This window comes from Bradyrhizobium sp. HKCCYLRH3061, from assembly GCF_051168015.1.
Taxonomy (GTDB): Bacteria; Pseudomonadota; Alphaproteobacteria; order Rhizobiales; family Xanthobacteraceae; genus Bradyrhizobium.
On record NZ_JBNPUE010000039.1, the window covers coordinates 1 to 5,893 of the forward strand.

The following is a 5,893-nucleotide window of genomic DNA, read 5'->3' on the forward strand; positions in this document are numbered from 1 at the left end:
CAACTTGCCAAAAACCCACAACAGTTGAGCCTCGCAATATGCGGAAGCTGAACCGGACAGCCGTGGGTCAAGCCCGGACATGACGACCTGCTTTCGTGATGGCGATATGGCTTACTCCGCCGCCTCGCGATGCGCTCGCGCGAGTTGCAGCAACACATCATCCGGCAGGGTTTCGATCGGCGTGAAGTCGCGATGCGCGATGTACTCCGGGCGCGTCGGGGTGCGGATGTGGTTCGAGACGGCGTTCAGCGTGAGATACACGATCTTGCGCGGGTAGGGCGTGATGTTGCCGGCGGAGCCGTGCACAAGATTGCCGTGGAACATCAGCATGCCGCCGGGCTTTCCGGTTGGCGCGACGATGCCGCCTTCCGCGACCAGCCGCGTCACCGTGGCCTCGTCCAAGGTCCACAACGGATAGGACGTGGTCGCCAGATCATGCGAGGCCTCGAGATCGCCGGCATGCTGGCTGCGCGGCACCAGCATCAAGGGGCCGTTGATCGGCATCACCTCGTCGAGGAAGATCGCGATGTTCATCGCGCGCGGCTCCGGCATGCCGTCGTCGCGCTTCCAGGTGCCGTAGTCCTGGTGCCATTGCCAGACATCGCCGGTGAAGGCCGATTTGGCGTTGATCTTGAACTGATGCATGTAGAGTTTCTCGCCGAAGATCTGCTCGATCGGCTCGATCATGCGCGGATGCGCGGCCAGCACGCGGAAGGCGTCGTTGTAGAGGTGGGCGGCAAACGCCGTGCGCGGCGCGCCGCTCTTCTCGCGCCAGACCTCGGGCCTGTCGGCGGCATAGATCGCCTCCGCCTCGCGGGCGAGGAACGCGGTCTCCTCCGGGCTGAACAGCTCGGGCAGGAACAGCCAGCCCTCGCGATTGAAGAATGCAATCTGCTCCGGCGTCAGCTTCATGGCCTTCTCCCTCGCCTTGGTTTCCTCGGATGAGGCGCCCGCTCTTTGCGCCGGGCTGCCCCTGCGCCGTGCTCCCATCCTTTCGGCCTGCCGATGGGCATCACGGCGCTTCCGCTGTCGACATTGGCAGAATCCGGGTGGATCGCAACATTCTCCAAGCCTAATTTGACTGGCAGATGATACGGGGCAGAGCGGCGATGGAGTCCGTCATGTCAGAGCACAGCTTTGCGATTTTCGAAACCGCGATCGGCCCTTGTGCGATCGCATGGGGAGCGCGCGGCATCAATGCGGTGCAACTGCCGATGGGCGGCGTCGCGCAGATCCGCATCCGGATGCAGCAGCGTTACGACGGCATCGGTGAGGCCGAGCCGCCGCCGCATGTGCGGCGCACCATCACGCGGATCACGGCGCTGCTTGCCGGAGAGCCGGATGATCTCAGCGATGTCGACCTCGATCTCGACGGCGTCAGCGCGTTCCAGCGCGGCGTCTACGAGATCGCGCGCCGGATCCCGCCGGGCCGGACCCTGACCTACGGCGATATCGCCAAGCAGCTCGGCGGAGTCGAGCTGTCACGCGAGGTCGGCCAGGCGCTGGGGCGCAACCCGTGCCCGATCGTGGTGCCCTGCCATCGCGTGCTCGCGGCCGGCAACAAGCCCGGCGGCTTCTCCGCCAACGGCGGTGTGGAGACCAAGCTGAAGATGCTGGCGATCGAAGGCGCCGCCGTGAACTATACGCCGAGCCTGTTCGATTGACGGGCGCGGTGACCGGCGCCGCGCCCGTGACTCAGACCGCCTCGCAGGCGAAGCCGTTGCCCTTGCGGGTCATGCGGCCGACCGAGGGCGACGGGAAATGCGCGGTGCAGCACAAGGTCGCCGTGTCGCAATAGCGCTCCAGGAACGAGCGCCGCGTCACCGCCGCCTGCTTCGGGTCGACGTCGAACCTGGGTGACAGCTCCGGATAGCAGAGCTGCAACGGCGAGTGGATGAGGTCGCCTGAAAACACCGCCTCGTCCCGACCTTTGCCCACGGCGACCGCGACATGGCCCGGCGTATGACCCGGCGTCGGCAGCAGGCGGACATGATCGCCGATCGCGAACGTGTCGCTGACGATGTCGGCGCGCTGGGCCTCGATCACCGGGAGCACGCTGTCGGCGAACGGAGGCACCTCGGCCTTGGCGTGCTGCGCGACCCAGTAGTCATATTCGTGCTGCGCGAACACATAGCGCGCCTTGGGGAAGGTCGGCACCCAGCGACCATTGTCGAGCCGCGTATTCCAGCCGACATGATCGGTGTGCAGATGCGTGCACATCACGATGTCGATGTCGTCAACCGACAGGCCCGCGGCCGCGAGCGCCCGCATATAGCCGTCGTCGCTCTTCATGTTCCAGGCCGGCCGTGCCCGCGGCTTGTCGTTGCCGATGCAACTGTCGATCAGGATGGTGTGATGCGGCGTCTTCACCACGTAGGATTGGAAGCACAGGATCAGCATATCCTGCGCGTCGAGCGCATTGGCCGTGCGCAGCATGTCGCGATCGGCGTCCAGGACTTCCGGCGGCAGCTCCGGAAACATCTCGCGCGCCGGAAGGAACGTGGTTTCCTGCTCGATGATGCGATTGATCGTAAGATCGGCGACTGAAAACGTCAGCGTCACGGCTATGCCCTCGACTTGTTAGCCCGCGGGCGGCACCGAGATCTTCACCGACTCGCGCTCCAGCATCTTCTGATGAAAGGCGTCGAGCGCCGGAAATGCCTTGCGCCAGCCGCAATCGGCGAAGCGGAAATCGGCATAGCCGAGCACGCAGACGAGGCCGATCGCGGCGACGTCGAACGGGCGCGTCATCAGGTCGCTCTGCGCATTGAAGCGCGCCATGCCCATCCAGGCTCTGTTCCAGTGGTCGTCGGACCAGGCCCGCCAGCGCAGACCCTCCGGGCGCACCAACGCCTCGTAGCGGCACAGCAGCATGGAATCGAGCATGCCCTGCAGCATCGAATGCTCGCTCTTGACCTTCCAGCGCGACGGGCCGGAGGCGGGGATCAGCTTGTTGCCGCCGGCGAGCTCGTCGAGATATTCGACGATCACGTAGGAATCCAGGATGACGTCGCCATTGTCGAGGATCAGCACCGGCAGCTTCTTCAGCGGCGTGATCTTCGAATATTCCTCATTGGCCTGACCCGGCACCACGGCCGCAGGCACGAACTCGATTTGATCGATCAGTCCGAGCTCGATGGCGGCGATGCGCACCTTGCGGGCGAACGGCGAGGCGGGCGAAAAGGTGAGTTTCATCGGCGTCTTCCTGTTGGCTCGATGCGGATTGTTATCCGTCATTGCGAGGAGCGAAGCGACGAAGCAATCCAGAGCCGCGCGTGACGCCCTGGATTGCTTCGCTTCGCTCGCAATGACGGTGAGGTGACGTTACGCCTCGATGATCTCCTGGCGCTGCTCGCCGAGGCGCTCGATGCCGAGCGTGACGACGTCGCCGACGTTGAGGAAGGTCGGCGGCTTCATTCCCATGCCGACGCCGGGAGGCGTGCCGGTGGTGACGATGTCGCCGGGCAGCAGCGTCATGAACTGCGAGACGTAGGAGATGCACTTGGCCATCGAGAAGATCATCGTCGCGGTGGTGCCGGTCTGGCGGCGCTGGCCGTTGACGTCGAGCCACATCGACAGGTTCTGCACGTCCGGAATCTCGTCCTTGGTGACGAGCCACGGGCCGACCGGACCGAACGTGTCGTGCGACTTGCCCTTGGTCCACTGGCCCAGGCGCTCGATCTGGAAGTTGCGCTCGGAGACGTCGTTGCAGACGGCGTAGCCGGCGACGTGGTTGAGCGCCTCGGCCTCCGAGACGTATTTGGCGCGGGTGCCGATGATCGCGGCGATCTCGACCTCCCAGTCGAGCTTGGTGGAGCCGCGCGGCTTCTCGACCTGGTCATAGGGACCGCACAGCGCGGTGTTGGCCTTCAGGAAGAAGATCGGCTCGGCCGGGATCGGGTTGCCGGTCTCCTTGGCGTGGTCGGAGTAGTTGAGGCCGATCGCGACGAATTTCGAGATGCCGGTCACGGGGGCGCCGAGCCGCGGCTTGCCGGCGACGGCGGGCAGGGAGGCCGGATCGAGCGCGGCGAGCTTCTTCAGGGACTCCGGCGCATAGGCCGCACCGTCGAGGTCCTTCACATGCGCGGACAGGTCGCGCAGCTGGCCGGATGCATCGATCAGGCCCGGCTTTTCCGCGCCCTTCTCGCCGTAGCGAACAAGCTTCATTGGTTTCTCTCCCTCAATTCCTTGGTATTCCAGAGCCCTGTCATGGAGCATGGCGGGGCGAAATTCAACCTCGCGGGCTATGCGCTGCCGCGGCCCGGCACTGCCTGGAAGCGGAAGGTGGCGCCGTTGCGCCGGATATGGCCGGCATCGAAATGGCCGCCGATCACCAGCGCCTCAGTGTCGGCGAAGCGCGAGAACAGCGCCCGGCGCGTGGCGGCCGCCTGCGCCGGATCGGAATCGACCGTCGAACTCCAATCGAGATGCGCCATCTGGCAGGGATGGTGGGCGACGTCCCCGGTCAGCACGGCCTCCGCTCCCTCCGAGCGGATGTGCAGGCTGACATGACCCGGGCTGTGCCCCGGCGTCGGGATCAGCGTGATTTCGTCGGTGATCACATCCTCGCTTCCGACGAGCTCCGCGCGTCCGGCCGCGACGATCGGCTGGACGGAATCGGCGAAGGTCGCGGTCTCGTCGGCGGCCTCGCTGTGATCGCGCCAATGCTCGTATTCCGCGCGGCCGAAGACATAGCGCGCATTGGGAAAGGTCGGCCCCCAGCGGCCGTCGACCAGCTTCGTATTCCAGCCGACGTGGTCGACGTGGAGATGCGTGCAGATCACCATGTCGATGCTCTCAGGCGGAAAGCCGGCCGCGCTTATCGTCTCGAGGAAGGGCATGGTCCGGTTGTTCCAGATTGGCACGCTGCGGCCCTGCTTGTCGTTGCCGAGCCCGGTGTCGACCACGATCCGCATCGTCGGTGTTTCCAGCACCAGGGTGTGGATCGACATCTTCAGCCGACCTTCATCGGTCGCAAAATCGGGCGTGAGCCAGGACAGCTCGCGGATCGTCTCGGGTGTTGCCTGCGGCAGGATGAAGCGGGTGCCGCCGACGGTCTCCAGCTCGACGAATTTGGTGATCCTGACCCGGCCGATCGTCCAAGACATGCGCGCTTCCTCGTCTTATTCTTGATGCCGGTAACGATGCCGCGCGGCTTGTTCCGGCGCAATGGATCAACTGCCCGGAACAGGCGTTGCTGCAGTCCGTCCATGAGGAGAACGCCATGCCAGAGCTGACGATATCGCCCGAGAAGGTTGCCTTCCTGATCGAAAAGGCGCGCGAGTTCGACGTCAAGGAGCAGGCGACCGATGAGGATTCCGGCTCGAATGCCGCCGATGACGACATGGTCGACGTGCTCCAGGACAGCGGCGATGATCCCGTGGTGCGCGAGATCACCGGCTTCATCAACGCGATGACCGAGGATGAGCAGACCGATCTCGTCGCCTTGATGCGGCTCGGTCGCGGCGACGGCGATATCGACGAGTGGGACGAGCTGCGCCGCGAGGCCGCCGGCCAGCGCGACCGCCACACCGCGCGCTATCTGCTGGGCGAGCCGATGCTCGGCGACCTGCTGGCCGAGGGCCTCGATGCGTTCGGCATCGACTGGACCGAAGGCCGCACCACGGCGGATTCGTCGAGCCCGAGCCAGCGCGACGAGGACGAGATCACGAAGCGGTAGGTCTTTGCAGATCAGGGCAGGTAACTACTACGCAATAGTGACCGCAGGCTTTCCAGCTAAGAGTCGAGCGCTCTCCGCGACGCCGGTGCGCTCCCTCTCCCCGTTCTTCACGGGGAGAGGGGTGGGGTGAGGGGCAGCCGCCATTGGCGCTAACTTACCAAATTAGCGCTTGGTATTCTCGTTTTCTTGGCGGCTCTTGGAGATGGCGTTGAA

Annotated in this window: 7 protein-coding genes; 2 read left to right on the forward strand and 5 right to left on the reverse strand. The window is 65.0% G+C overall.

Annotation, left to right across the window (positions count from 1 at the left end):
- Positions 1-111: 111 nt before the first annotated feature.
- On the reverse strand, positions 112-912 hold the full coding sequence (locus ACQR2C_RS32530; protein WP_316183598.1) for a phytanoyl-CoA dioxygenase family protein: 801 nt from the start codon (positions 910-912) through the stop codon (positions 112-114).
- Between the two features lie 209 nt (positions 913-1,121).
- On the opposite strand from ACQR2C_RS32530, the gene ACQR2C_RS32535 reads away from it, so the two are divergent.
- Positions 1,122-1,664 carry a methylated-DNA--[protein]-cysteine S-methyltransferase gene (locus tag ACQR2C_RS32535; protein ID WP_434882960.1) on the forward strand — a complete coding sequence of 181 codons (543 nt, stop codon included), beginning with the start codon at positions 1,122-1,124 and terminating at the stop codon, positions 1,662-1,664.
- Between the two features lie 31 nt (positions 1,665-1,695).
- On the opposite strand, the gene ACQR2C_RS32540 is transcribed toward ACQR2C_RS32535, so the two are convergent.
- The 4 genes from ACQR2C_RS32540 to ACQR2C_RS32555 form a co-directional block, all read right to left on the reverse strand.
- A complete protein-coding gene (locus ACQR2C_RS32540) occupies positions 1,696-2,562 on the reverse strand; it encodes an MBL fold metallo-hydrolase (RefSeq protein ID WP_434882961.1) in 867 nt (288 codons plus the stop codon).
- An 18-nt stretch (positions 2,563-2,580) separates the two neighbouring features.
- Positions 2,581-3,195, reverse strand: coding sequence for a glutathione S-transferase family protein (locus ACQR2C_RS32545; RefSeq protein ID WP_434882962.1), 615 nt, complete (start codon positions 3,193-3,195; stop codon positions 2,581-2,583).
- 129 nt (positions 3,196-3,324) lie between these two features.
- Positions 3,325-4,167 carry a fumarylacetoacetate hydrolase family protein gene (locus ACQR2C_RS32550; RefSeq protein WP_434882963.1) on the reverse strand — a complete coding sequence of 281 codons (843 nt, stop codon included), beginning with the start codon at positions 4,165-4,167 and terminating at the stop codon, positions 3,325-3,327.
- A gap of 77 nt (positions 4,168-4,244) precedes the next feature.
- Entirely contained in the window at positions 4,245-5,108 is an 864-nt protein-coding gene (locus ACQR2C_RS32555) for an MBL fold metallo-hydrolase (RefSeq protein WP_316183595.1), read from the reverse strand.
- A 116-nt stretch (positions 5,109-5,224) separates the two neighbouring features.
- Here ACQR2C_RS32555 and ACQR2C_RS32560 point away from each other — a divergent pair, with 116 nt between their 5' ends.
- Complete coding sequence (locus tag ACQR2C_RS32560) at positions 5,225-5,680, forward strand: DUF3775 domain-containing protein (protein WP_315805511.1); 456 nt, start codon at positions 5,225-5,227, stop codon at positions 5,678-5,680.
- The last annotated feature ends 213 nt before the right edge of the window (positions 5,681-5,893 follow it).